We start from the raw sequence: 22922 nt of genomic DNA on the forward strand, positions 1-22922 counted from the left end.
GACATAAAAATGGTTTTTGTAATTATGTTCCAAAAGCCATTTTCTTTAATATCAGCATCTTGAGCGATTAATAACCCATACATTGACAAATTTTTGCATGTTAGTACACTAAGTGTACTTAAATTGTTCAATTTTTATCGAAAATATGAGAAATTTACGTAAACCTTCACCTAATAAAAATATATTTAAATTTGCTAGTGCAAAAGTTGGCGAAACAATAATGTGTGAGAGTTCATTGGAGTTTGATGCGTACTTTCATCTTGAGTACAATGAATCGATCAAAATATTTATTAGTCAACCTGAAAAGTTTTATTACGATTTTGACGGCGTAAGAGCATTTTATACGCCTGATGCGCTAATTTACTACAATGATGGGACTATGAAATATCATGAATATAAGCCCTACAGTAAAATTTTTGACCCTATTTTTAGATCTCAATTCGCAGCCAAGAAAGTGGTCGCTCAGTCCTTGGGAGCAGATCTTATCTTGGTTACAGAACGTCAAATCCGCGTAAATCCTATTCTAAATAATCTTAAAATATTGCACCGGTATTCAGGTATCTATGACTTAAATACTATTCAAATTGAATTGCTTAAGCTTATAAAAAGAACAGGAAAAATTAACGTAAGTGATGTTGCAATTAAGCTGTCATTACCGTTAGCTGAGGCTAGATCATATCTTTATTCTCTGATACATAAAGGATTAATCAAGACCAACTTAAACCATGATGATCTTACTTGTAATCCTTCTGTATGGTGCATTGAGTGATGGACTTCGAGGATGAATTCAATGACTCTGAATTAGTTAGTAAACCTGATACTCCAGCCCAATATGTTAAGTTAGCTGATGCCGAATTAGTCAAGCGAGATTTAGATACCTTCCCCGATTTTTTAAAAGATAAAGCTCTCGATAAATATCAACTTATTGCTTTCATCGAAAAGAAAATTACAGGTGGATGGACTCAAAAAAATTTAGACCCAATTCTTGATACACTTTTTACTGCAAACATGGACAAGCGACCTAACTGGCGAACGTTAGTCCGTTGGCGTAAAAGCTACATTGACAGTAACGGCGATCTTGCATCATTAGTCGCCAAGCGACACAAAATGGGTAATAGAACAAGTCGTACTCAAGGTGATGAAGCTTTTTTTGAGCAAGCACTAATTCGTTTTTTAGATGCTAAAAGACCTCGAGTATCTACAGCATATCAATACTACAAAGACGCCATCACTATTGAGAATGAAAACATTATTGATGGGCAAATTCCTATTATTTCTTACAAAAGTTTTAACCAAAGAATAAAATCACTACCTCCTTATCCAGTGGCAGTTGCAAGGCATGGTAAATTTAAAGCTGACCAATGGTTTGCTTATTGTTCATCACACATACCTCCAACTCGAATATTAGAACGTGTAGAAATTGACCACACACCGCTTGATATAATCCTACTTGATGATGAGTTATCTATCCCACTAGGCAGGCCTTATTTAACCTTAATCGTCGATGTTTTTAGTGGTTGTGTTTTGGGGTTCCACTTAAGTTATCGCTCGCCCTCATATGTTTCAGCAGCCAAAGCAATCGTGCATGCAATAAAACCAAAATCATTTGAAGGTCTTGATATAGAGCTTCAAAATGAGTGGCCTTGCTTTGGCAAATTTGAAAATCTAGTTGTAGATAATGGAGCTGAGTTTTGGTCTAAAAGTTTAGAGCATGCGTGTAAAGAAACTGGAATAAATATTCAATATAACCCAGTTAAACAACCTTGGTTAAAGCCATTTGTAGAACGTTTCTTTGGGATGATAAACGAGTATTTTTTAACAGAATTACCAGGAAAAACCTTCTCGAATATCTTGGCAAAAGAAGAATATAAACCCGAAAAAGACGCTATTATGCGCTTCTCGACCTTTGTTGAAGAGTTTCATCGTTGGATTGTTGATGTTTATCATCAAGATTCCGACTCACGTGAAACGCGTATTCCCATAAAACAATGGCAATATGGCTTTGATATTTACCCGCCACAAAAGATGAGTAAAGAGGACGAACAACGATTTACTGTGCTGATGGGAATCACTGATGAAAGAACATTAACTCGAAATGGTTTTAAATATGAAGAGTTGATGTATGACTCTACTGCTTTAGCAGACTATCGTAAGCACTACCCACAAACGAAAAACACAATAAAAAAACTGATAAAGATAGACCCTGATGACCTGTCTAATATCCATGTGTACCTTGAGGAGTTAGATGGATACCTCAAAGTGTCTTGTACCGATAACTCTGGGTATGCTAATGGTTTGAGTCTTCACGAACATAAAATAATTAAGAAAATTAATCGTGAAACAATACGTGAGAGTAAGGACAACCTAGGTTTAGCTAAAGCGCGTATGGCAATTCATGCGCGAGTTAAACAAGAGCAAGAAGCATTTATTGCATCCAAAACAAAAGCTAAAATTTCAGCAGTAAAAAAACAGGCTCAATTAGCCGATATCAGCAATACAGGTCAAAGGACGATTAATTTAAATACAGAGGAACTAAACTTATTTTTACCTAATAAATCAGAAACTAAACAAATCAATGTTTTCGATAATTGGGATGATGATTTAGAGGCTTTTGAATGAAGACCTTGAGTTCTGCTCAAATTGAGCAATTACAAATATTTAGTGACTGCATTGTGCTTCATCCACAAATTAAAACCATTTTTAACGATTTTGATGAGTTAAGATTAAATCGTCATTTTCAATCTGACCAACAATGCATGCTATTAACGGGTGATACCGGTGTAGGCAAAAGCCATCTGATAAATCACTATAAAAAACGTGTCTTCGCTAGCCAGAATTACAGTCGTCAATCCATTCCTGTATTAGTGAGCCGTATATCCAGTGGAAAAGGGTTAGATGCAACCTTAACTCAAATATTAATGGATCTTGAGTTGTTTGGTAGTCACCAAAGAAAAAAGCGTGGTTATGAGACTGACTTGACCAAAAAACTTGTCGGTAGTTTGGTTAGGGCAGAGGTTGAGCTGCTTATCATCAATGAGTTTCAAGAATTAATAGAGTTTAAAACTGTTCAAGAACGGCAATTAATTGCCAATGCATTGAAGTATATTAGCGAAGAAGCCAAGGTGCCTATTGTGTTAGTGGGTATGCCATGGGCTGTGCAAATTGCAGAAGAGCCGCAATGGTCATCTCGGTTAATACGCCGAAGAAAGCTTGAATATTTTAGTCTTCAAAAAGACAGCAAGTATTACCGCCAATATCTGATGGGCTTAGCTAAGTACATGCCCTTTGAAGAGCCTCCCAAGCTGGAAGACAAGCATGTGGCAATTCCCTTATTTGCAGCTTGTAGAGGTGAAAATAGGATTCTAAAACACCTCCTTTTAGAAGCATTGAAGAATGCGTTGCTCACCCGTGCTAACACGCTAGAAAATCAACATTTTGCTGATGCTTATACAACACTTTTCAATAGAACATCGGGGCCAGTTTTAAATAATCCATTTACTCAACCAACAGAGAATATTCTGATTTCTGAAGTTTTTGAGCATTCTCGCTATAACTCAAATGCAATGTCAGCAGAAGACATGCTGATTGCTAGAGTATTTTCTAAACCACAAACCTTGGCTCAGCTACTGAGTAAATAATTGTCAAACATCCTGACGATTTGCTCTTTATATGAACCTAACAAAGCCAAATTGTAAGTGTTCTCTTCGTCTATAGCTGACTTATATGAAGCGCTAGCATGGCCTTTAGTATGAGGTAACGAAAAACCTGACAGATCCACATGTAACTCATTACCGTCATCTGCCTGAATTGTTTTACTCGATTTTGATTGCGGCAACTCTAGATCTAAATCCTGTGAGCCAGTGTGATCTATAAACACTGATTGCTCTGGTAAATCTTGATCAATTCGATAAGCAAATTCTGTCAGGCTTGTTTCTGCTAAAGTGAATAACCAAGCTTGTTGAGCCTCATCTGAATTAACTCTTAATATGCGACCTAGCACTTGTCGGTAATGCATTTCAGTTTTTATTCGGCTCAAATGACAACATACTTGCAGCCTAGGGATATCAGTACCTTCAGAAATCATCCCCACACTAACAATCCACTGAGTGTTACTTTGTCGAAAATCATCAATAATACGGGAAGGATGCTTTAAGTTAGACGTCACGATACAAGCACTTTGCTTAAGATCAGAGACAAGTATTTGGAGTAATTGTTTAGCATGCTTAATTGAAGCTGCTACAACTAAACCGCCGGCATTCTGGTTGCTCTGGCGTATTTCGGCCAATTTCTTAACGCTCTGATTCAACATATAATGCATTATTTGATGATGATTAATTAACGCCTGATAGCTGTATCTTAGATCTAACAAAAGCTCAGCTATAGATGCAAATGTCTCAGTCTCTTGATCCGTTTCTAGTTTGATTTTGTTGTTATCAATTAAAACAATATTCGGCTGACGACATACGTTATCCTCAATTGCCTGCTTTAATCCATAGCTAAAATCACAGTGGATTGTATTATCTGGTTCAGTGAATCGCGAAAGTACTATAGGGGCCTTATCTGAGCGCCAAGGTGTACCAGAAAGTGCCAAAGTATAAGCTGCATTATATTGAATGTTTAACAGCACCTCCTCACCCCAAGCATTGGCGTTAGTTAGTAGACTGCCCTTTAAGTGATGTACTTCATCCATAATCACAAACACTTTATGAGTACGTAAAAGCTGCCAGAATGCTTCTGTTAATGAGGGCAAAAACTGATAGGTATAGACACTACCAATTGCTCCCATAAGTCCATCAAAGCGCTTATTTAAGCGTTTAGAAAAGGTACTTCTAATGCTATCGTTGACTTCTGACGATGGAGAAAAACACAGCACAAAGTCAATTTTACCCATAGCAATAAGTCTTGCGGCTAGTTCTGCCGCCATAATGGTTTTACCCGCACCTGGTGTGGCTAAACACATAAAATGACTTTGAGTTTGATATCGTGCTAACGCAGCATCAACGCATTGGCTTTGCCATTGTCTTAACTTCACTGTGATAAGCCTTTAAGGTCGTTAAGACAAGACTCTACAGCCTTAATCTTCCCCATCAGGGTTGAACTTTGATTACGAGCATTCATGTATCTGGGATAAAGCCTGGGTTTTGAATTTGGGATTTCCTCAATTAGGCGTTTAAACTCTTCCGCCTCCCCAATGTATCCAAGTAAATCTACTTGGTATTGATTGAGTGTCGCTTTGAGTCGCATTAATTCTTGAGAGCTGGCAGATATCGTTATTGTCGCTTTCATGCGCGCTTTACTGGGCACTAGCTGTGACTTATCAAACAGTGCTGTTTTATAATAAACATGCTTTTTCCCCTGATATTTTTTCTCTAAAAATCCAACACTTACCAGTTTTGCGCAAGCACGACGAACCAACTGATCTATTTCTTTTGGCGAAACAGAGGGATTTGTCTTCATTATCAAATTTTTTATCTGAGTAACAGTGAACTGTTGAAGCTCTTCGGCAATGAGAATACTAAGCAAAGTTTCATTTATACGGATTAATTTTATGGTCACGATTTTTACCAATAGTGTTTAATTTCAATGTTTAACGAGCCACTCCATGACATTTGTTACTTATAAATCAACGGTATCTTCATTGATAGATAGCTTGATATGACTTAGCTCAGATTAAATCTTGACAACAAACATTAAAAAGCTAAGTATTCCTTAGTATACCTGAACTAAAAAAACTAAGACAATCTGAGTTATCTAAGGACTGACTATGTTGAACTTGTGGCAGATAAAAACACCAATCCACTTCCTTTCAGGCTTAAACAGGCTCGAACCGCTAAAGGCATTAGCCAAAAGCAGTTGGGCATCCAGTTAGGCATGGAAATTGGCACCGCGAGTGCGCGTATGAATCAATATGAAAAGGGCAAGCATACACCCGACTACAAGACCTTAAAAGCCATGGCTGATGAGCTAGGTGTACCAGTGGCTTACTTTTTTTGCGAGTCAGAAAGTACGGCGGAGTTGCTGTGTTTACTTGAAAAGATGAGTGAAGAAGAAAAAGACGTTATGATTAAAGTGCTATCTAAGCCAAAACCCAGGTGATAGAAAGCATTGTACAAGGTTGGAACTTTAACTACCGTGGAGAATGTTAAAGTTATTATCATCCATTCGCACCAAGCAAATAGTAGATAAAATCTCTTTAGGGTATACTTGTAACTGTTAAATAAATTCACTATTGAGCACTCTTTCATGGCTAGTTCAACCCAAATTAAAGCACTCATGCAGTCGCACATCGACAAAGATAACGATAGATTTTTATCTATCGCGCTTCAAGTTGCTGCTCATGAAGCAAGAAATGGGCATGGTAAACTTGCCCAAGAACTCAAGCTACTTGTCGATAAAGCTAAAAAAACTAGTGCTGATAATTTACCAGTATCTATTGCACGCAGCATTAAAGACTCTACAGGTTTATTGACAACAAGCTATCCTAAATTACGTTTTAATGACCTTATTGTTTCCTCAAATGTGAAGGACAGATTAGAGCGTTTAGTAAAAGAACAGAGACATTTATCTACATTAAAGAATCATGGTTTATCACCAAGGAAAAAATTACTTCTCGCAGGGAAACCTGGAACAGGTAAAACATTTACAGCATCCATACTCGCTGGAGAATTAAATTTTCCTCTCTTTGAAGTCCGTCTTGATGCTGTTATCACGAAGTATTTGGGTGAATCCGCCGTTAAGTTACGCCAAATATTTGATGCTATTAGAGATGTGAGAGGTGTGTACTTCTTTGATGAATTTGATGCACTTGGTTCTCATCGTGGATCAAGTAATGATGTAGGTGAAGCAAGACGCATTCTAAACAGCTTCTTGCAAATGATTGAACAAGACGATTCAAATAGCGTCATTGTTTGTGCCACTAATCATATTGAAGCTCTTGACCATGCCCTTTTTAGACGATTTGATGATGTGATACGTTACGAACTGCCATCAGAGAGTGAAATTATTGCTCTATTCAAATCTCGTTTGTGTTCTTATGTATCTAAAAATTTCCCTTGGAAAAAATTGGCTCTACTATCTGACGGACTTAGTAATGCTGAGGTCACTTTAGTTGCTAATGATGCAACTAAAGAAATGTTGATTCATGATCATCAGTCAATAACGATCTCTATGCTTCAACAAGCAATTGAAGACAGGAAAAGTATTAGCCAACATTTCACCATTTAATAAGGATGCTTAATGGCGAACAATGATTTCAACAAACCGCACTTTTTTCTTGATTCAAATGCTATTTCCCAAAACTTCACATCGCCGAATGGTGGTGGAGGCGGTGACGCTCAAATAATCCCTGCACAAAACCGTCTAATTCATAGTGGTAAATTAAGGGGTGATCTTGCCACTATTTCAACTCAATTAATTACATTGAAAGACGCTGTTACAGAAATTCCTCTACAAATGGGTATAGGAATTCAAGTCGAGTTCGAGAGTTTTCCCGATATTGAAATGGCTGTTGAAAGTCTGGCTAATACGACTCAAAAAATTGAACTGCATAATATAAAAACTATTATTAAAAATGACCAAACGAGAACTATTGCTACTGTTTTCATTCCTGATGGAAAATTGCATTTTTTTGAGAAAAAAATTACTGATTATTTAATTGAGAAGAAAAACGTAAACGGTAGCCCTATAGATAACCAAAAACTAATTGATTCAATACAATCAATTCGGGCAGCAGGTTTTTCTGCGATTTGGTCTGACGATGATAGCTTATTACCTGAGGATAAAGATGAGTCTGTTTGGTGGGAAATATGGCTATCGACTCCGAAAAGAAATAAACAGTCGACGAATCAATATCTAGAGATCATTGCTGATTTCACAATAATATCTAGGCAACTGGAAATTATTGTTTCGCCACACAAACTAAGGTTTCCAGAGCATACAGTCATTCAAGTTAACGCCACTCAAAACCAATTAACAAATAATACTTTGTTATTAAGTAGGGTTGCTGAAATTAGATCGCCTAAAGTCACTGCTGATTTTTTTGATTCTTCTTCAACCTTAGAGCAAGCTCAATGGTCACAAGATTTATTAGCTCGTTTAGAGCAACAGAATAGTGGAAATGAACCTTATATTTGTATCCTGGACAGTGGTGTTAATGTGGAACACCCTTTGCTCTCACCTTTTGCTGGAATCAATGATCAATTAACTGTTACTGATGATAGAGTTCCTACAGATAATAATGGCCATGGTACCGAAATGGCAGGTCTAGCTATGTGGGGGGACTTATCTGATATTCTGGGAACCGATGAAATCGTATCTATTAATCATAAATTAGAGTCGGTTAAGGTTCTAAATAATAGTGGTGATAATGAAGGTAAACCTTTAGGAAAAATAACATCAGATGCTATAGCGATAGCTGAAATCGCTAATCCTGATCGAACTCGCACATTCTCAATGTCTCTTTCTGCAAACACAGGAACAGATAGAGGCCGCCCATCATCTTGGTCAAGTACACTTGATGCACTCGCTGTTGATTACTTAGGTGAGGGAGAAAATCCTCGTTTATTTACAATTTGTGCGGGTAATGTTTTGTTTGATGGAAGTATGGAATATCCATATTACAATCAATTACAAGATGTTCATGATCCAGCCCAAGCATGGAACTCTATTACAGTTGGTGCATATACCAATAAAATTACTATTTCTGAATCCTGTGATTATGAACCATTAGCACAATTTGGAGGTTTGTCTCCATACAGTACTACCTCAGTTTTATGGGATAGAAGGAATGCTCCTATTAAACCTGAAGTTGTTTTTGAAGGTGGTAATGTTGGTAAAGATCAACTTGGATGTGTTGGCATGCAGGATTTACATTTACTTAGTACTTACCATGATTTCTCTCAACGGTATTTTCAAACAAGTAATGCCACTAGTGCAGCTACTGCACTTGCTGCGCGTTTTACTGCGCAAATAACTGCTGAGTATCCTGATTTGTGGCCAGAAACAATCCGAGCATTAACTGTCCATTCTGCTGATTGGGCGAATAATATGTACTCGTTAATTTCAGCTCAACGTTCCGATAAGAACATTACAAAAAATGCTATGAGTAATTTGACTCGTATGGTTGGCTTTGGTATCCCTAATTTAGAAAAGGCTATTAGAAGTGCTAATAATTCCTTTTCTGTAGTTATACAGGATGTGATGCAACCCTTCTATAAAGATGGTTCGATCAAAACAAAGGATATGCATTTACATAATTTGCCATGGCCTAAACAAGCTTTACAAGCAATTGCCGAAGCAAACGTTGAGTTGACAGTGACTCTTTCTTATTTCATAGAACCGAATCCATCTAGCCGTAATATTTTGAATAAATATAGTTATGCTAGTCATCAACTACGTTTTGATGTTAAACGACCAGAGGAGTCTGATTTTGACTTTATAAGGCGTATTAATGCTGCCGCGGATGGAGATAAACCAGGTGACTCCCCTAGCGACTCAAATTGGTTGCTGGGAGCGACTAACCGTCATAAAGGATCTATCCACAAAGATATTTGGAAAGGCAGTGCTGCAGAGCTTGCAGAACGTGGAAAAATAGTGATTTACCCAGCGAGTGGATGGTGGAAGACTCGTACATCTCATGAACGTTGGAATTCAATGGCCAGATATTCATTGATTATTTCGCTCTCAGTACCAGACGTCGATGTTGATATTTATACTGAAGTCAAAACGAAAATAGCAGCAATGGCTACAGCAAGTTCAACTGTTAGGATTGATATTTAAGTTTTTTCGATATAAATAAGATAAACAGTGTATGCGAGACAGAAATCAAAAATTGATATTTTATGACTTGGGCTATTTTTAGATCTAATTCTGACAACCCCGACAAGCTAACATCTTGCCTTAGATAACAATAACCGCTACCTTAAGCTAAGACTTCCTTAGTTTTGGTGTTGTATGGCTTTTCTATTTTCACCTAAATCTCGTGCGTTTAATGATGAGTCGCTCGAAAGTTACTTGCTACGGGTAGTGGCTGAGAACTTTTTTGATTCATATGAGCAACTCAGTCTAGCGATTCGTGAAGAACTTCATGAGCTTGATTTTGAAGCCCACGGTGCTTTTCCTATCGATTTAAAACGCCTAAATGTTTATCACGCCAAACATAACAGCCACTTTAGAATGCGAGCATTAGGTTTACTTGAATCTTTGCTTGGTTTGCCGCAATTCGAAATTCAGAAATTGGCTTTGTTAAAGTCAGACCGTACGGTTATTGGTTTATCTGCTGTACACAAAAATGGTGTTGATATTCCACTGAGTTTTATTCGTTATCACTCCACTATGGGAACAGATGCGATACCTGTTTGCCCCCATTGCTTATCTGATGAACCTTATATTCGGCAGATATGGCATTTAACCCCCATAGAGGCATGTGCAAAGCATAAATGTCAGCTGTTGCATCAGTGTTCTGAATGCTCAATTCCCATTAACTACATTGAAAATGAGTCGATTAGCCACTGTGTTTGTGGTTTTGAATTCGCAAAAGGGTGTGTAAAGCCTGCCAGTAATGATGAAGTAGAATTAGCGACTAAATTGATGAGCTATAAGGAGGATGAAAACTCATTATTTAAGTCAGTATCAATATCTCAACGTTTTGCTAGCTTGGCTTGGTTTCAGCGGCGGTATCTTAAAAATGAAGATTTCCCGTTTAATGCCGCAGTAACCTACTTTAAAGCCTGGCCTCAAAATGTATTCGATGAATTAAATCTTATGACTTTGAATGCTGATAATAAGTTGATTGATTTGTTTAACCGCACTTCCTTTCGGTTTATTTATGGCGAGTTAATTATGGGCCTGCCGCATATCTACCGCGATGAAAAAGAAACTCACTTTATTCGGCAAACAGTGTTGGAATTTTTAAGTCGTTTAGTTGCTGCGCATCCTAAATCGAAAAAGCCTAATGTTGCCGATATGCTGGTGAGTATTAGTGAAGCAGCTGTGATTTTGGGAACAACCCATGAACAAATTTATCGTTTGTATCAGGACGGGGTATTAAGCAGCTCGTTTAGACATAAAATGAAGTATCGAATAGATCCTCAAGCGGCTATTTTTTATTTAAGACAGGTTGTTGAATATAAAAATAGCTTTGGTTCATCAGACCAAAGGATGTACGTATCAGCATGGTAATTAAGCATTTAAGTGAGCTGTTACAAATTAAAGAGCTTGATGAGCGGACAGAAGCGATAAGGCGTGGTTTTAGCTCATTTACTGACAGTGTCGATGTGACAGGCTGTGAAAAAGAAGCGCTGATCATTCTAGTAAACTTGACCTTCCCTAAAAAAGCAGTGAAAGACGTACTAGATAAAAAGCATGCCAAAGCAACGCTAAAAGATGAGTACCATCTCAATGAATGCATTAAGCAAGTTGAGTGGTTTCATACACACAACTTAAAATATCCTGATATCCGTGTGAGTAAGCAGCGGTTAATAGCTAAGCCTATAGTGCCTCAACGACAAGTGTTAAGCAGTGCAGACTGTAGCCCAACCTTAGGTTGGTCGAACAATAGCGCTAAAATAAATCTCGCTAAATTATTTGTGTGTTACTTTTATTGGCAAGGCCGATTAGTTTGCCTTGCCAATATTTTTTGTGGTGGGATACCTAAAGAGTGGTTGTCGGCATTTAAAGCGTTAGGTGTTTCAGCTAAGTCGCTGAATGTAATTAGTGCCCAAGTTCAACTAAGACTACCGCAGAGTGAGCTACCTTCCTATGTTGATAAATACTCAACTCAAGTCTTGATGCCATATCACGATAGCTATACTTCTATCACACCTGTTGTTAGCCATGGATTGCAAGTAGAACTTCAACAAGCGGCCTCTCGGCGAGAAGGGCGTTATACGCATTTAAACTACAACCGCCCTGGGGCGGTTAGTGAATTAGTGGCAGGCCTAGGAGGCAAGGTAAGGTGTTTAAATTATCCACCGAAAATATCAGACAATAAATCAAATTTTCATGAGTCTATGCTGACTAGATTAGAGCATGGTCAGAGCTTATTCGATCAATACGCCTTACTTAGAAATGAATTTCCCAATGCATTAGACAAACTAGTGGATAATTACACAGAACTTGCAGTCAAACAGCGAAGGCAAGCAAAAGTAGCCAGTTTAAAGCAAGTTAGACATTCGCTGAGCGCATGGTTAGCACCGCTAATTGAGGGACGCAAAGCAGTAGAAGAAAACGATGTTGATATTAAAGCTGGTTTGTTGAATCAAGATGGTATTGAGTGGCAACTTTTAAATCACCCAGACTCAGATTGGGAAAGTCTTTTACCACTGTTGTTTAGTCATTTGAATTTTATGTTATCAAATTCGAATAAAACCAGAAAATATGCATACCATCCAGATTTGATGAAGCCCTTAAAAAATCAATTACTCTGGATTTTAAAGCAATTATCCAGAGGTCCTGCTGAAGTCGTTGATGCTAAAAAATTGCAGCGATACTTGCACCTTAAAAATATAAGCGTTTATGACGCTCAGTTGTTATCAAATCCTTATTGCTTCGGCTTGCCATCACTTACCGCTGTTTGGGGGATGATGCATAACTATCAACGCAAGTTAAATGCAATGTTAGGCACCACGATCCGACTTACTTCTTTTGCATGGTTCATTCGTGAGTTTGATTATGTAAAAGGCACCCAATTACCTGAATTTGCAATGCAAGGGCGCAAAGAGAGTGAATTTCGCCGCCCTGGTATTATAGATAAGAGAAATGGTGACTTAGTTTTTGACCTTGTTATTCATATTGATGGTTATGAAGATGATTTAGCGAAACTGGATAACAGTACTACTAAATTGAAGGCTTGTTTTCTTTCTCGCTTTGCCGGAGGAACAATGCATGGTCCCTCAGTTAATGCAGATTATGAATGGTGTAAGCTATATGAAAATGAAGACTTACTTTATTCAATCTTAAGTCGCTTTCCTGCCTATGGTAAGTGGGTTATGCCAACAAAACACTCTATTAATAGTGTTAGAGAATTAACAGTACTATTAGAGAACAATGCTTCACTTTGTTCTGTTATGGCTGGCTATATGTTACTTGAAAAACCTAAAGCAAGAGCGGGGTCAATCGCTCCATTACATAGCTACGGCGAACCTGTAATTGGACTTGCATCATGTGATTCTGCTATTGATATAAGGTTACAAGGTCAACTGAATTTTTACAGGCGAGCTTTTTGGTTCCTTGAGGCTAAAGAGCAATTCTTGTTAATGAAAAGAATCTAAGGAATGGCAATGGAGTTGAGTAATTTTTTAAAGTATGAGCGTTCACTACACCCAGGTAAAGCCGTATTTTTTTACAAAACACCTGAGTCAGACTTTATTCCTTTAGAGGCTGATATTACACGTATTCGTGGTCAAAAAGCGGGTTTTACAGAAGGTTTTAATATAAGTTTTGAACCTAAAAATGTGGCCCCGCAAGATCTTGCTCATTGTAATCCTATAACTATTGAAGAGTGTTATGTTCCCCCAAATGTGGAGCATATTTATTGCCGCTTTTCATTACGTGTCCAAGCGAACTCTTTGACCCCAAATGCATGTAACAACGATGATGTCATTGTGCTTTTAAGGTTATTGTCTAAACAATTTAATGCTTGTGGTGGGTATAAAGAGCTTGCTACACGATACTGTAAAAATCTGATGCTTGGCACATGGTTATGGCGAAATCAAAATTCTGGTGATACTCATATCTTGATTAAAACGAGTCTTGGTAATACATATCAAGTAGAAAATACTCGCCAACTAGCCTGGGAAAGTCGCTGGAACGACAATGACTTGAAGACTCTGGAGCAATTAAGCATTGAACTTTCAAATGCTTTGACTGATCCGAAGATTTATTGGAGTGCTGATATTACCGCTAAAATTAGCACATCGTTTTGCCAAGAAATCTTTCCTAGCCAAGTATTTAATATGAAAGCAGACAAAGTTGATGTGACCAAAAACTTTTCAAAAGTTAAATGTTTGGATGGACGGTACGCTGTTAGTTTTAACTCAGTAAAAATTGGAGCCGCGTTACAGTTAATTGATGATTGGTGGGGCGATTCGAAACGATTGAGAGTACATGAGTATGGTGCAGACAAAGAGAATAATATTGCTAGACGAATGCCCAATACGGCATTAAATTTTTATTCAATTTTTATTAATGCGGAACATTATCTAGAAGAATTAAATCAGCTTGATGCACATGATTTTCAGGCCATAAACCCTGATATTTATTACTTATTTGCTGTATTGATTAAAGGCGGTATGTTTCAGAAAAAAGCAGAGGTAAAAAAAGGTGAGTAACGCACAGCGATATTATTTTATGATTCGTTTTTTACCTAAAGAAGCCAATCTTGAGTTACTTACTGGCCGGTGTATTTCTGTTTTACATGGTTATGTCAGTAAGCATGACATAGCGGGTTTAGGCGTGAGTTTTCCGGCTTGGTCTGAAACATCAATTGGTAATGCTGTTGCGTTTGTTCACAGTGATACATCAATATTAAATGAGCTTAAACAACAGTCCTACTTTCAAGACATGCAAGATTGTGGTTATTTTAAAGTGAGTGAGGTTGAAACTGTTCCAGTTGACTGTCCTGAAGTTAGATTTAAGCGAAACCAAGCAATCGCTAAGATGTTTATTGGCGAAGCAAGGCGACGATTAAAACGTTTGGAAAAACGGGCAATAGCGAGAGGTGAGATCTTCGAACCTAGTAAAAATACTGAGCCAAGAGAGCTTGATGTTTTTCATCGAATTGCAATGACTAGTCAAAGTACCAAGCAAGATTATATATTGCATATTCAGAAGGTTGTGGGTGAGAAACAATATGAACCATTATTTAATAGTTATGGCTTTGCCACTAATAAGTTACTTAGTGGGACCGTACCGGATTTATCATTTTTAACAGATAATGTTTAACCCTTTATTTTTAAATTATTTTTACTATATGATTTTTATGCATATTTCCCATCTCGAAAATTAAATGGTCATTATTCTATTTGGATATTTAGTGGTTGATCTTGTAGCATTTTATTTGGTAAGTTTATTGTGACCTGCCGAATAGGCAGCTGAAAATTTAGCTGGCTTTCCTCCCTCGGTGAGACTAACGTGACCTGCCGAATAGGCAGCTGAAAATAAAAACAATCGATATGATGTATAGGTTAATGCGGTCTCTGCCGAATAGGCAGTTGAAAAAGAAGATAATCGTTTCGACGTATATGTTCGCGCACAAACTGCCGAAAAGGTAGTAAAAGCCTCCTCTTGTGTCACTGAGAGGAGGCTTTTTATTGGTTACTCATCGGTTATTAATTTAACTCATACTGTGATGGTATTTTGTATTGGTATAGGGTGTTATTTAGGATTTTGTGCACTAGCAGTAACTATTAATTTATCTATGATTTTATCGATCACTTTATCTAAATCTTGAAAGTCTAATTTGTTGCTAGCTCCCGATTTTAACGCCTTTTTACATTTCAATAAGTCACTTCTTCCACAATGTTTTGCCAGTAAGATTACATCTGTATCTAAGCTCGCTGATACTTCTTTCAACGTATCTACTTTCTGTTGCTGAGAAATATCGACCAACATATTTTTCATCCAATCTACGTTCACTGTTGGAATCAATTCAGAATCTATTCTCTCAATATATGTGTTTGTAAGATCAATTAAGGCTTCTATTTTTTCTTTGCCACGTAGTTGATATGCCAGCACCGGTGCCACAGAAGCTAGTTCCATTAATGTATCTTCGAATTGTGGCAACAAGCGGATTGATATGTCTGTTTTAATTGCTGAATTTAGATTATCGATATGGCTTCTGATCATTTCAAATAATGTTCCTTCAATTTCTTCTTTCTTGACCGGCATACCTTTGCTTTGTAGGCGTGTTACAAAATGTTCAATGTATTGATCTGTTACTTCATCAACATCAAAAAGTGACACATTTATCGCGTGTCGAATCTCTAGAAGCAAATAGAGCACTTTTCTTGCACTTTTTTTGCTTTCAAATCTATTACGGTAAAAATACCCAGAACTACTCAGTATGGCAGTTATAAGAATGCCAACAATACTAATCAAAGCAATAATAACTTTTATATCAATATCCACAACCCAAGAATCTAACATCACCTTTATCCATTTTTGCCTTAATTTATCTTATGATTTTCGAAACCAGGTACAAAAAATCTTTGCTGGTTATGTAAGATAACTTCATTGTTTTTTAACCATAAATGATATTGTTTGCCAACTAGTAAATTATCGGCGGGCGAGCAGTCAACATTCCAATGTCTGAGAAAATATCCCATTAAGGCCGCTTTTACAGTCACTCTATGTTCACCATTTTGCATCGCATAATCTAATTCAATAGAGCGTGGATTCTGCAATAATGGATGTGGTACCAAAACTAGCCTAACTTCGCTATTCCATTCAGTATCATTAGTTTTATTTTCATAGCTATTAACCTTACTTTTGATTCCTTTAACCTTTTCAATTCGAGTGATAACAAAATCAGAAAATAAGTCTTTTTCTCTGTCATAAGCTCTGAAATGCCATCTTTCCCCATTATTAACGACAGAGTGAGGAATAATGACTGCTCGGCGCTTCCCTGATCGAACAGAGTAATACTCAATTTCTATAGGAATAGCGCTAGCCATAGATCTCGTTATTGCAGAAACGATTTCAACCTTCGGTTTTGTAATCATTTCTAGAGTTTCACTACTCAAAAATCGTTCATGTGTTTTCTGAGTCAGACTTTGCCTTTGTCCCGTTAATTCTAACAATGCAACATTAACGTCAATTTCAAATTGTTGAGTAAAGCTACTTTGATTGTATAGGTATGCTTTGAGTTTGTTATCGTAAGTGCAATTATCAGGGCAGTACTTTTGATAGTCTATTAGATCTCTAGTTGCGGCAGCGTCACTAATTTGGAACCTTTCCTTCAATGTCTTCCTTGTAATTGTGCCTACAAATAATAAATTGAGTTCAATAAAAGCTAATCGCTCTTGACGATTTACAGGGAGTAATTGCATGTGCTTATGCCTGCTATTTTATAGATATTGACGATAAAATTAGCACTTATCCTAAACAATAACAACATCAAAATGATCTGGTGGTCACTTTTTCAGCATCCTTATGCTTGCGATCTTTTTTTGATCCGATTATAATGGAATTAATGGAAACACTACATTGTGTGCCATTTTTAATTTATAACACAATATATACTATTTGGAGCGTGATAATGGCTGTTAACAAACCTTACGGTGATAATGCAAGAATTGGTGCTGTACGTGAACGTACTCAAGTATTCAATCCACAAACACAATTATGGACGAAACGTGATTCTGAAACGGGACAATTTATGAGTGTGAAAAAAACAGGCGGAGTCTATAAAGGTGTTACCAAAGAAAAATAAAAAGGCTTCAGCTATTAGTTAGCAGAAGCCTTTTAAGTATTGAGCTGGTGATAAATATTGCTACCAACAATAATTATCGACTCAACACTGGGAGGTCTCAAGTCAGTAAATACCTTAGGACCACTTTAATACGGTTACATCCTACAGGGTAGATGCTTCCAACTCAATATGCCAGAGCTCCCTCCTTTATATTTTTGGAGATTACAGCTATGTCTGGATCAAAAGTTGTCCGAGTATGCGCATATATGCGCTACCGAGCAGGTCAATGGGAAAATGTGTGCTCACATTTACGCTCATTACCACACTAACTATTTGTTAGAAATATGATAGGTTGTATGACCCTAGTGTTACTTGGGTCATACAACCTCCTAATGTGATCAATATTATCTATTAATTCGGTATTCGATTATTAGAATTGCCGGTTCCGGTCATGTTTTCCCGAATTGTAGTGGCTTAGCTATTTTAGATTTGTGTAAATTTAATAAATTTTGAAAAGGAGTTCTTATGCCTGGAGCATTTGCCCATATTACGGCAGTAAATCTTGCATCATCAAACAATGACCTATCTAAATTGGATATGCCACAAAAGGCAAAATTGATACTTTCTAGAGAGAAAAGTTTCATGGAGTTAGGGTGTGTAAGCCCTGATTATCCTTATTTGAAAATCGGCGACAGTGAGCAGAATGAATGGGCTGATAAAATGCACTATGAAAGTGTAGATCTATTTATTAAAAAGCTTATTAACCTAACGAAGAAGTTATCAAATAAGGAACAGGAAAGGGCATTTGCATGGCTCTCTGGTTACGTAGCTCATGTTATTTGTGACATAACCGTTCATCCTGTGGTGCAATTAAGAGTTGGGCCTTATGAGCAAAATCAGAAAGAGCATCGGATCTGTGAGATGAATCAGGACACCTATATCTGGGGGCGTCTTAATCTTGGTGACATTGGTTTGGCTGATCGTGTTAGATTGAATATTGGTTCTTGTATTGATTTAAATGATTCATCTCAGTTGGATAGTGTCATTCATGGTTTATGGTATGACGCTTTAAAAACTGTATTTCCAGATAAGTTTAGTTCTTCTCCTCCAGAAATTCATTCGTGGCATAAAGGATTCCAGATAGTCGTGGACAATGTTGATGAAGGGCATAGACTTTTTCCGTTTGCTCGTCATGTAGCTGCTTCAGTTGGAATTCTTTATCCATCAATTGATGATCTTGATATGTCTTATATTCAAAACTTGAAGACTCCAAATGGGAGTATGGATTACGATGATATCTTTGATTTGGCGGTAAAGAATGTTCAAAAATATTGGTGCTATTTGGCAAAAGCAGTTTTTGAAGATGGTGACGATAATATGTTTTTAAGTTGGAACTTAGATACAGGCCTTTCAGAAAATAAAACCCTTACCGCTTGGAGTTAACCGATGAAATTTATCGTTTTTTTTGCATTGATGTTTTTATCCTTAAGTTGTTCTTGCACTGATAAATATGATGATGAGTCAATGTATGATTTAGCATCAAAGTTTAAGGATTTATCCCAAGCAGTCGATGGACACCTTAAGTTCAGTGGTGAGCAAGTCGATGATGGTGCTCAATTATTGTCTGAAATATCAGAGCGATATCCACAGTTAATTGCTCCTTTTAAAGATTTTACGATAATGACAAAAATACAAAGTGGTAATGCAATTCTGCTACTTTGTGATGAAAATATCGCCATTATTGAGGATGCTGGTTGCAATGGTAAATTGGACGTAAACCATTGGATAGATGCTAAAGCTGATAGTTGTGAATTTACTATTGATAGCGCTCTGCTCTGCCAATGATTTTGTCGTTGCTTAAATATTTGGTCATCACATTAGATGAGCTTGATACCGTCTTGTAATTAAATCTATCCTAGAGAACTTCAATGATTATAAATCTAATTGAAAAGATAAAGTTTAATCGAAAGTATGGCAAAAGCCCTAATTATGATGAGCTATTCATTAATGAATGGCTAAAAGAACCTGAAGCATATTTCTTTGGATATTATGGAGCAAAACTCGAATGGACAACTGGGTACGGGATAGCACCATTAGAAGGCCTTCCAGATACTCATGGCTACAGCAGCTTTCCTGACATAAGATGTCAATATAAAGAATATAAATACTCACTCAAAATTGGAAATGTTGAAGGTATTTCAATGCATTCAGGCGGAACTGTGCGTATCAGGCATTTTGCTCTAAATGCAGATTTGACCAAAAATAAACTCGGTGAAAAATTTCTCAACTCTATCATCGAGTTCTTTAAATCTAAAAATGCAGTCATTATAGAGTTTCATGAAAGCCACAGTTCAAAAATTGCGCATTATAGGAAGTTTTTCAAGAGGCTAGGTATTCCAGAAGTTAAAGGCAGGATCTGGCAGGTAGAGCTTTATAGTGGCAACAATATTCCTAAAAATGTTTTGTCTTTTCATGAAAAATTAAAGATAAAGTAGGGATATCGCAAGTCATGCAATCAACAAACTTGTGGTGGCTAATTGCTATCACCGGTTGAGACTTAATTGTATCCATAATTTAAACTCACTTTTGCTTTAAGGTGATCTACTAAAGAACAGAACCGTTATTGTAATAAAAGCTCATACTACGTGGACATTTATCGGAGAGCTTTCGATTTGTCAGACTATTGTTATATTTTATGACAAAGTACGGGTTAATTATTAAGGTAAGTGATTGAAAGCTGGAAGCTACTCATGTCAGACTTTTCGCTTGCAGCGACAGTAAGTAAAAGAAATATAGCCAATAATCAGTTTAGTAACATAAGGATTAAAAATGGACTTTTTTGACTACTGGTGCGCTTGCCGCACCAAAGGCACTTTCCGACATCCGAATGATGCTATTGTCCTGGAAGAGCTTAAGTTATTAATTGGTGGTGAATTTGAATATGAGCTTCCTCCTGGCCCATATTTTGGACCTTTGAAAACAGCAAGTATTGTCCTTTGTTATGCAAATCCAAGCGTAGATAATGGATCTAGTAAGGTGATACGCTCTGCAGAATTAAAAGAGGTACTTTCTAAACAATTAGATGGTGAACAGCCTTATCCATATGATATTCCTAGCTGGGATAAGTGGTTTCAACCTGTCGCAAAGCATTTGTATTCTGGCGATATTGAAGCTGCTGCTAAAATATTGCAGTGTTCAATCTAATTCCTTATGCCTCTGTCAATATGGATAAAGTCCAGTTCATAGCTAATAGCATACCTAGTGTTTGGGCTGCCCAGAGTTATCTTCGAGATGTGTTAATTCCAAAAGCTAAGAATGGCAAGATTCTATTAATTATGTGTCGTTTATCTCAATATTGGGGGCTTCGTTCATCACATGGGTCCGAAAATATAATTCTAAATAATGTTAGAAGTGGGTTTACTGAAAAAACAAAGGCTAAAGTTAACGATTGGCGAAAGAAAAAGGGGTTACTTTAATTTGTCGCTATAGATAGTAAACGGTTGTAAGTATAAGTGTTACTTAACAGTTAATAACTTTGCTTGGTGACTCGTTCTTAGGATTGAATTAAGATATTTTGGTTAATTTTAGAGACAAGGATAGTTCAATGCGTTACAGACACTTTATCCCCCTAATTCTAGTGGTTTTTTCTAGCTTTCCTGCTTTTAGTGATATGTTCACTCCTTCACCTTCTTGTTCGAAACCTTACAAGCCTTATGAATTTACATCACAATGGCAAATAGATAGCTTTAATGATGATGTTATGCGCTACAAGCAATGCATTGCTGATTTTGTAGAGGAAATGAATGACGCATCGGAAAAACATTTAAATGCTGCTGACGATGCCATAGGCGAATGGAATCAATTTGTAAATTACGAATTGAAATAATCTGTTTGGTAAGTTCAGGGATCACTAGCTTGCTAGACACTTTGTAATTTGGGGGAAACTATGTCACCGAAAGAGTTTATAAATAATGTGGTCAAATCTATAGATTGTTTGGTGGCCTCATACTCCAAAGGTAAAGAAGGACCAACCTATCTAGGCTATGAACTCGATAATATTGGACTCACACTTTTGCAGAGAGAAAAAGTATTGGCTTTAGTTAAGCTTGCTGTTGGAGAAGCAACACATAATATTATCTGTGGTATTGAGGGGGCTGTTTCACTGGGTGGAAGTCAACAAAGTTACAAGTTAATAGATGAAACTGGTAATGAGCTTACTGGTGAGCTTGGTGAGTTACTGTATAAAAAACTTGAAAATAGTGCTTATATGAATCAGGGCTAGTTTAGAGACTGTAACTAATTTTGTGTAACTGCTTATCAAAACGTACTCTATTAAGAGTTAAAGATAGGCAGATACTTATGAACAAAAAAGATATTGAAGCTTTTGCTAAAGAAGCAGCTAAAAGCATTAAAACACCAGAAGACTTAAATCAATTTAGTCAGATGCTCAAGAAGATAACAGTCGAGGCCGCTCTTAATGCCGAAATGGATGAACACCTGGGTTATGAGAAACACCATAAATCCACTTCTGCTAATAGCCGTAACGGTAAAACCAGCAAGCGCATTCAAACTGAAGATGGCCAGTTTGAGCTTGATACGCCACGAGACCGTGAAGGCAGTTTCGAGCCTCAGTTAGTTAAAAAGCACCAGTCCAGATTTACCTCTATGGACGATAAAATATTGTGGCTCTACGCTCAAGGCATGAGTACTCGTGATATCGTTCAAGCCTTTGATGAATGGTACGGCGCAGAGATATCACCCACGTTAGTTTCTCGCGTAACCCACGCCGTTCTCGAGCAAGTTATTGAGTGGCAAAGCCGGCCTTTAGATGCCATTTACCCAATCGTTTACCTTGATTGCATCGTCGTAAAAATCCGTCAGGATAAGCGCGTTATCAATAAATCTATTTTCTTAGCATTAGGAATTAACCTTGAAGGCCATAAAGAGCTAATGGGGCTTTGGATAGCTGAAAATGAAGGGGCTAAATTTTGGTTAGGTGTCCTCACTGAACTGCAACAACGAGGCGTTGAGGACATTCTTATCGCTTGTGTTGATGGCTTAAAAGGCTTCCCTGACGCTATAAATACCGTTTATCCAGATACTCATGTACAGCTCTGTATCGTGCATATGGTCAGAAACTCGTTAAAGTACGTATCGTGGAAAGACTACAAGGCAGTCACAGCGGACCTTAAGAGCATTTATCAATCAGCAACGGAGGAGGAAGCATTACTCGAACTAGACCGTTTCAGCCATACCTGGGATGAGCAATACCCCCAAATCAGCAAGTCATGGCATAACCATTGGCATAACTTAAATACATTTTTTAACTACCCTCAGGATATTCGCAAGGCTATCTACACAACAAATGCTATTGAGTCATTAAACAGTGTAATTAGACGAGCGTTGAAAAAACGTAAGGTATTTCCTAATGATGACTCTGCCAAGAAAATGGTTTACCTTGCTATAAAAGAAGCCAGTAAAAAATGGACCATGCCCATTCGAAACTGGCGTACTG

General features: G+C 37.3%; 22 protein-coding genes. 18 read left to right on the forward strand and 4 right to left on the reverse strand.

What is annotated here, in order from left to right:
- Positions 1 to 145: 145 nt before the first annotated feature.
- From IEY42_RS19720 to IEY42_RS19730, 3 genes are read left to right on the forward strand one after another with little or no spacing between them, the layout of a single operon-like run.
- The gene (locus tag IEY42_RS19720; protein WP_223418977.1) at positions 146 to 769 is read left to right on the forward strand and encodes a TnsA endonuclease N-terminal domain-containing protein; all 624 of its coding nucleotides are present in this window, start codon (positions 146 to 148) and stop codon (positions 767 to 769) included.
- Positions 769 to 2619 carry a TnsB C-terminal domain-containing protein gene (locus tag IEY42_RS19725; protein WP_229780198.1) on the forward strand — a complete coding sequence of 617 codons (1851 nt, stop codon included), beginning with the start codon at positions 769 to 771 and terminating at the stop codon, positions 2617 to 2619. The genes IEY42_RS19720 and IEY42_RS19725 overlap by 1 nt, the downstream gene beginning before the upstream one ends.
- On the forward strand, positions 2616 to 3638 hold the full coding sequence (locus tag IEY42_RS19730; protein WP_188918611.1) for a TniB family NTP-binding protein: 1023 nt from the start codon (positions 2616 to 2618) through the stop codon (positions 3636 to 3638). The genes IEY42_RS19725 and IEY42_RS19730 overlap by 4 nt, the downstream gene beginning before the upstream one ends.
- On the opposite strand, the gene IEY42_RS19735 is transcribed toward IEY42_RS19730, so the two are convergent.
- Positions 3620 to 5032, reverse strand: a complete 1413-nt coding sequence (locus IEY42_RS19735; protein WP_188918613.1) for a DEAD/DEAH box helicase — start codon at positions 5030 to 5032, stop codon at positions 3620 to 3622. The two genes, IEY42_RS19730 and IEY42_RS19735, sit on opposite strands and share 19 nt — an antisense overlap.
- On the reverse strand, positions 5029 to 5556 hold the full coding sequence (locus IEY42_RS19740) for a VspR family transcription factor (protein ID WP_188918615.1): 528 nt from the start codon (positions 5554 to 5556) through the stop codon (positions 5029 to 5031). The genes IEY42_RS19735 and IEY42_RS19740 overlap by 4 nt, the downstream gene beginning before the upstream one ends.
- Before the next feature lie 219 nt (positions 5557 to 5775).
- On the opposite strand from IEY42_RS19740, the gene IEY42_RS19745 reads away from it, so the two are divergent.
- From IEY42_RS19745 to cas6f, 7 genes are all read left to right on the forward strand, one after another.
- Positions 5776 to 6096, forward strand: coding sequence for a helix-turn-helix domain-containing protein (locus IEY42_RS19745; RefSeq protein ID WP_188918617.1), 321 nt, complete (start codon positions 5776 to 5778; stop codon positions 6094 to 6096).
- A 147-nt stretch (positions 6097 to 6243) separates the two neighbouring features.
- Positions 6244 to 7224 (forward strand): AAA family ATPase, encoded by a 981-nt coding sequence (locus IEY42_RS19750; protein ID WP_188918619.1) that lies wholly within the window; start codon positions 6244 to 6246, stop codon positions 7222 to 7224.
- A gap of 12 nt (positions 7225 to 7236) precedes the next feature.
- The gene (locus IEY42_RS19755; protein ID WP_188926957.1) at positions 7237 to 9777 is read left to right on the forward strand and encodes a S8 family peptidase; all 2541 of its coding nucleotides are present in this window, start codon (positions 7237 to 7239) and stop codon (positions 9775 to 9777) included.
- 174 nt (positions 9778 to 9951) lie between these two features.
- Positions 9952 to 11178, forward strand: coding sequence for a TniQ family protein (locus IEY42_RS19760; RefSeq protein WP_188923203.1), 1227 nt, complete (start codon positions 9952 to 9954; stop codon positions 11176 to 11178).
- Complete coding sequence (locus IEY42_RS19765) at positions 11172 to 13268, forward strand: type I-F CRISPR-associated protein Csy2 (RefSeq protein ID WP_188923202.1); 2097 nt, start codon at positions 11172 to 11174, stop codon at positions 13266 to 13268. The genes IEY42_RS19760 and IEY42_RS19765 overlap by 7 nt, the downstream gene beginning before the upstream one ends.
- A gap of 9 nt (positions 13269 to 13277) precedes the next feature.
- Positions 13278 to 14327 carry a type I-F CRISPR-associated protein Csy3 gene (gene csy3 / locus IEY42_RS19770; RefSeq protein WP_188923201.1) on the forward strand — a complete coding sequence of 350 codons (1050 nt, stop codon included), beginning with the start codon at positions 13278 to 13280 and terminating at the stop codon, positions 14325 to 14327.
- Positions 14320 to 14940, forward strand: a complete 621-nt coding sequence (cas6f, locus tag IEY42_RS19775) for a type I-F CRISPR-associated endoribonuclease Cas6/Csy4 (protein WP_229780199.1) — start codon at positions 14320 to 14322, stop codon at positions 14938 to 14940. The genes csy3 and cas6f overlap by 8 nt, the downstream gene beginning before the upstream one ends.
- A gap of 432 nt (positions 14941 to 15372) precedes the next feature.
- Here the strand turns inward: cas6f and IEY42_RS19780 are convergent, their stop codons facing one another.
- Together IEY42_RS19780 and IEY42_RS19785 are read right to left on the reverse strand one after the other, a co-directional pair.
- Positions 15373 to 16143 (reverse strand): hypothetical protein, encoded by a 771-nt coding sequence (locus tag IEY42_RS19780; RefSeq protein ID WP_188923200.1) that lies wholly within the window; start codon positions 16141 to 16143, stop codon positions 15373 to 15375.
- Positions 16144 to 16163: 20 nt separating this feature from the next.
- On the reverse strand, positions 16164 to 17045 hold the full coding sequence (locus tag IEY42_RS19785) for a BrxR family transcriptional regulator (protein WP_188923199.1): 882 nt from the start codon (positions 17043 to 17045) through the stop codon (positions 16164 to 16166).
- Positions 17046 to 17254: 209 nt separating this feature from the next.
- On the opposite strand from IEY42_RS19785, the gene IEY42_RS19790 reads away from it, so the two are divergent.
- The 8 genes from IEY42_RS19790 to IEY42_RS19825 form a co-directional block, all read left to right on the forward strand.
- Complete coding sequence (locus IEY42_RS19790) at positions 17255 to 17428, forward strand: hypothetical protein (protein WP_188923198.1); 174 nt, start codon at positions 17255 to 17257, stop codon at positions 17426 to 17428.
- 504 nt (positions 17429 to 17932) lie between these two features.
- Positions 17933 to 18850, forward strand: coding sequence for a zinc dependent phospholipase C family protein (locus tag IEY42_RS19795; RefSeq protein ID WP_188923197.1), 918 nt, complete (start codon positions 17933 to 17935; stop codon positions 18848 to 18850).
- A 3-nt stretch (positions 18851 to 18853) separates the two neighbouring features.
- Positions 18854 to 19252, forward strand: coding sequence for a hypothetical protein (locus tag IEY42_RS19800; RefSeq protein WP_188923196.1), 399 nt, complete (start codon positions 18854 to 18856; stop codon positions 19250 to 19252).
- An 83-nt stretch (positions 19253 to 19335) separates the two neighbouring features.
- A complete protein-coding gene (locus tag IEY42_RS19805; protein ID WP_188923195.1) occupies positions 19336 to 19902 on the forward strand; it encodes a hypothetical protein in 567 nt (188 codons plus the stop codon).
- Between the two features lie 334 nt (positions 19903 to 20236).
- Entirely contained in the window at positions 20237 to 20611 is a 375-nt protein-coding gene (locus IEY42_RS22480; RefSeq protein ID WP_229780200.1) for a hypothetical protein, read from the forward strand.
- Between the two features lie 400 nt (positions 20612 to 21011).
- Positions 21012 to 21293 (forward strand): hypothetical protein, encoded by a 282-nt coding sequence (locus IEY42_RS19815; protein WP_188923194.1) that lies wholly within the window; start codon positions 21012 to 21014, stop codon positions 21291 to 21293.
- A 60-nt stretch (positions 21294 to 21353) separates the two neighbouring features.
- On the forward strand, positions 21354 to 21689 hold the full coding sequence (locus tag IEY42_RS19820) for a hypothetical protein (RefSeq protein ID WP_188923193.1): 336 nt from the start codon (positions 21354 to 21356) through the stop codon (positions 21687 to 21689).
- Positions 21690 to 21766: 77 nt separating this feature from the next.
- On the forward strand, positions 21767 to 22922 hold a 1156-nt coding region (locus tag IEY42_RS19825), incomplete at its 3' end, for an IS256 family transposase (RefSeq protein WP_188926958.1).

The sequence above is a fragment of the Shewanella algicola genome, from assembly GCF_014648035.1.
Classification (GTDB): Bacteria; Pseudomonadota; Gammaproteobacteria; order Enterobacterales; family Shewanellaceae; genus Shewanella; species Shewanella algicola.

Excerpts from the sequence above, each read along its gene's own strand:
- IEY42_RS19730 (WP_188918611.1), top strand. The coding sequence starts at position 2,616 with ATGAAGACCTTGAGTTCTGCTCAAATTGAGCAATTACAAATATTTAGT.
- IEY42_RS19720 (WP_223418977.1), top strand. The coding sequence starts at position 146 with ATGAGAAATTTACGTAAACCTTCACCTAATAAAAATATATTTAAATTT.
- IEY42_RS19725 (WP_229780198.1), top strand. The coding sequence starts at position 769 with ATGGACTTCGAGGATGAATTCAATGACTCTGAATTAGTTAGTAAACCT.
- IEY42_RS19790 (WP_188923198.1), top strand. The coding sequence starts at position 17,255 with ATGGCTGTTAACAAACCTTACGGTGATAATGCAAGAATTGGTGCTGTA.
- IEY42_RS19820 (WP_188923193.1), top strand. The coding sequence starts at position 21,354 with ATGTCACCGAAAGAGTTTATAAATAATGTGGTCAAATCTATAGATTGT.
- IEY42_RS19755 (WP_188926957.1), top strand. The coding sequence starts at position 7,237 with ATGGCGAACAATGATTTCAACAAACCGCACTTTTTTCTTGATTCAAAT.
- IEY42_RS19815 (WP_188923194.1), top strand. The coding sequence starts at position 21,012 with ATGCGTTACAGACACTTTATCCCCCTAATTCTAGTGGTTTTTTCTAGC.
- csy3 (WP_188923201.1), top strand. The coding sequence starts at position 13,278 with ATGGAGTTGAGTAATTTTTTAAAGTATGAGCGTTCACTACACCCAGGT.
- IEY42_RS19785 (WP_188923199.1), bottom strand. The coding sequence starts at position 17,045 with ATGCAATTACTCCCTGTAAATCGTCAAGAGCGATTAGCTTTTATTGAA.
- IEY42_RS22480 (WP_229780200.1), top strand. The coding sequence starts at position 20,237 with ATGGACTTTTTTGACTACTGGTGCGCTTGCCGCACCAAAGGCACTTTC.
- IEY42_RS19765 (WP_188923202.1), top strand. The coding sequence starts at position 11,172 with ATGGTAATTAAGCATTTAAGTGAGCTGTTACAAATTAAAGAGCTTGAT.
- IEY42_RS19805 (WP_188923195.1), top strand. The coding sequence starts at position 19,336 with ATGATTATAAATCTAATTGAAAAGATAAAGTTTAATCGAAAGTATGGC.
- IEY42_RS19800 (WP_188923196.1), top strand. The coding sequence starts at position 18,854 with ATGAAATTTATCGTTTTTTTTGCATTGATGTTTTTATCCTTAAGTTGT.
- IEY42_RS19750 (WP_188918619.1), top strand. The coding sequence starts at position 6,244 with ATGGCTAGTTCAACCCAAATTAAAGCACTCATGCAGTCGCACATCGAC.
- IEY42_RS19795 (WP_188923197.1), top strand. The coding sequence starts at position 17,933 with ATGCCTGGAGCATTTGCCCATATTACGGCAGTAAATCTTGCATCATCA.
- IEY42_RS19780 (WP_188923200.1), bottom strand. The coding sequence starts at position 16,143 with ATGTTAGATTCTTGGGTTGTGGATATTGATATAAAAGTTATTATTGCT.
- IEY42_RS19760 (WP_188923203.1), top strand. The coding sequence starts at position 9,952 with ATGGCTTTTCTATTTTCACCTAAATCTCGTGCGTTTAATGATGAGTCG.